The organism is bacterium, from assembly GCA_020440705.1.
GTDB lineage: Bacteria > Krumholzibacteriota > Krumholzibacteriia > LZORAL124-64-63 > LZORAL124-64-63 > JAGRNP01.
Genome location: JAGRNP010000220.1, coordinates 1 through 2,922, shown reverse-complemented (window position 1 = coordinate 2,922; position 2,922 = coordinate 1). Strand labels below are relative to the sequence as shown.

The 2,922-nt window shown below is 77.7% G+C and carries 3 protein-coding genes; 1 reads left to right on the top strand and 2 read right to left on the bottom strand.

What is annotated here, in order from left to right:
- The coding region (locus KDM41_17755; protein MCB1185267.1) for a hypothetical protein at positions 1–458 on the bottom strand (458 nt) is incomplete at its 3' end.
- A complete protein-coding gene (locus KDM41_17750; GenBank protein MCB1185266.1) occupies positions 455–1,462 on the bottom strand; it encodes an aspartate-semialdehyde dehydrogenase in 1,008 nt (335 codons plus the stop codon). The genes KDM41_17755 and KDM41_17750, both read right to left, overlap by 4 nt.
- Positions 1,463–1,637: 175 nt before the next feature.
- Between KDM41_17750 and KDM41_17745 the strand changes: the two genes are divergently transcribed.
- Positions 1,638–2,922: HEAT repeat domain-containing protein (locus KDM41_17745; protein ID MCB1185265.1), on the top strand; the 1,285-nt coding region annotated here is incomplete at its 3' end.

The following is a 2,922-nucleotide window of genomic DNA, read 5'->3' as shown; positions in this document are numbered from 1 at the left end:
AGACCGAAGTCGTCCACGGCGACGCCGAGGCGCCGCAGGGGCGCGAGCCACCAGGCCGCACCGGCCACGAGGTCGTCCAGGCTCGTCACGCGCAGGTACAGTCCGAGCAGCCCCACCGAGGCCGCCACGCGCACCAGGGCCAGGATCCCGGCGACGAGGCCGGCCCAGCTCGGGTGCCACAGGGGCGCCGCGGCGACCGTCGTGAACACGTGCAGCAGGAGCATCAGCACCCCGACCGGGGCCCACGGCCGCAGGGCCGCGGCCTGATGCCGGAACGTCATGCCGGTCCAGGTCAGGCCCAAAGCCACGGCGCCGGCGGCCGGCACGAGTCCGGCCGCCGGCAGACGCATCACCGTCACCAGGCCCAGGACCAGCGCCCCCAGCCGGGTCGCCACATGGGCCCGGCCCAGGGGCGTCGCCCGCAGGCCGCTGGCGGCGAAGGCGGCGCCGGTGATCATGCGCCGCCCCGTCCGGCGAGCAGGTCGGCGATCTGCGCCGCGTTCCAGGCGGCGCCTTTCAGGAGGTTGTCCGCCACGACCCACAGCAGCAGGGCCCGCGGCTCGTCGGGGTCGCGCCGCAGCCGGCCGACGTGCACGTCGTTGCCGCCGGCCGCCTCGAGCGGCGTCGCGTAGGCGTGCGGGTCGCGGGCCACGACCACGCCCGGAAAGGCGGCCAGCACGTCGGCCGCCCGCACCAGGTCGACCGGCCCGTCGCACACGACCCGCACCGCGGCGCTGTGGCCGGTGACCACCGGCACCCGCGTGGCCGTGCAGCTGACGCGCAGGTCGGCGCCGCGGCCGAGGATCTTCCGCAGCTCGCGCGCGACCTTGGCCTCCTCCTCGTAGGAGCCGTCCTCGAGCGCGGCGCCGATGGCGGGCACCACGTTGGCGGCGATGCCCCGCGGAAAGGGCCCGTCCGGCGCCGGCGCCGCGCCGTTCCGCTGGGCGGTGTACTCGGCCACGGTCCCCTGGCCGCCGCCCGACACCGCCTGCAGCGTCGTGACCTGCACCTCGCGCAGGCCGAAGGTCCGGGCCAGGGGCGCCAGGGCCATGGCCACCTGGATCGTCGAGCAGTTGGGGTTGGCGATGATGCCCCCGGTGCGCGCCTCGCGGGCGCGGGGCACCAGGTCGCCGTTGATCTCGGGCACCACCAGCGGCGTGGCCGGATCCATGCGCCAGGCCGAGCTGTTGTCCACGACCCAGCAGCCGTGGGCGGCGGCCACCGGCCCCCACTGGCGGCTCGGCCCGCCGCCGGCGCTGAACAGGGCGATGTCCACGCCGCGGAAGCTGTCCGGCCCGACCTCCTCGCACACCAGTTCGCCCCGACCGAACGGCAGGCGGGCGCCGGCCGACCGGGCCGACGTCAGCAGGCGCGGCGGGGCTCCCAGCCAATCGCGTTCGGCGAGCAGGTCGAGCATCCGGCGGCCGACGAGGCCGGAGGCGCCCAGGATGGCACAGCGCATGGGGACTCCCGGGGGAAGCGGGTGGACGGGGGCGTCCGGGCCAGTCTAACACCGGCTCCGGGGCCGGTCAAAAAGCGGTTCCGGATCCCGGCCCAACGCGCCGTTGGCCCGGCGGGTTCCCGGTGGTAAGGTGCCAGCGTGACCGCGCCTCCGGACCCCGTGCGAAAGGACGCCCATGCGCCGCCGCTCCCTCCTCGTCGCCCTGGCGCTGCCGGCGGTCGCCCTCGCGGCCGGCTGCTTCACTCCGGACGACCGCCCCGCCCAGCTGGCGGCCATCGCCCGCTGGCAGGACGTCCGCCTCGCGCCGGCCGATTCGCTGCGGACCTTCCTGACCGGGCCCGACGCCCACGTCCGCCTGGCCGCGGTCCGCGCCGCCGGCCTCATCGGCCGCGACGACGTGCTGCCCGAGGTCATGGGCGCCACCGCCGACCCCAGTCTCACCGTGGCCGCCGAGGCCGCCTGGGCTCTCGGTCTCATGGGCGACGCCGAGGCCCTGCCCCTGCTCGCCACCCTCGCCGCCGACCCGCGGCCCCCGCTGCGCGAGGCGGCGGTCATGGGTCTGACCCATCTGGACAACGACGGCACGGCCCTGCTGCGCGCCGCCGCCCACGAGGACCCGGTCACGGCGGCCCTCGCCTGGAACGGCCTGCGCAACCAGGCGGCCCGGGTCGACACGACCGCCCTGCGCGAGGCCATCGTCGCCGGCCTGGCGCGGCCCGAGACCGACATCCGCTGGCGGGTGCTGCGCTGCGCCGAGATGCGCGCCGACACGACGCTGGTGCCGGTGCTCGCCCCCTTCACCCGCAGCCCCCACGACCAGGTCGTCGTGCACGCCTACCGCGCCCTCGCCCGCCAGGACGCCGCCGCCGCCCTGCCCGCCGTTCTCGCCGGCCTCGCCCACCTCGACGACTTCCACGGCCGCCGCGCGGCGCGGGTGCGCATCGCCGCCTGCCGGGCTCTCGGCACCGTGGGCCGCGCCGCCCTGGACGACACCGACGACCTGAGGCCCGACCGCGTCGCCGCGACCCTCATCTCCGCCGCCGGCCACGCCGATCCCCACGTGGCCGAGACCGCCCTGCGGGCCATGACCGACCTGGTCGCCGACCGCCCCCTGCCGGCCGAGGCCGCCGACCAGGAGAGCCTGCTGCCCGTGTGGCGGATCCGCCTGGCGCGCGCCGCCCGCGGCCACCTGGCCAGCCCCCATGTGGGCGTCCGCGCGGCGGCCGTCACGGCCCTCGGGGCCACGCGGGGAGCCGGTGCGGCGGCGGAACTGCAGCGGGTGCTGCTCATGGGCGAGACCTCGCCCCACGTGCTGGCGGCGGCCCTCGGCGCCGTGGCCGCCCACCATCCGGCACCGGTGCCGCTGCTGGTGGCCCACCTCGGCGACGAACTGCCGCGGACCGATCCGGCACGGGGCCCGCGCCGCCTGAACGGCATGGTCCGTGCGGCCGCCCTCGACG

Bases quoted from the DNA above. Each gene is read 5' to 3' on its own strand.
- KDM41_17750 (MCB1185266.1), bottom strand. From the start codon at position 1,462: ATGCGCTGTGCCATCCTGGGCGCCTCCGGCCTCGTCGGCCGCCGGATG.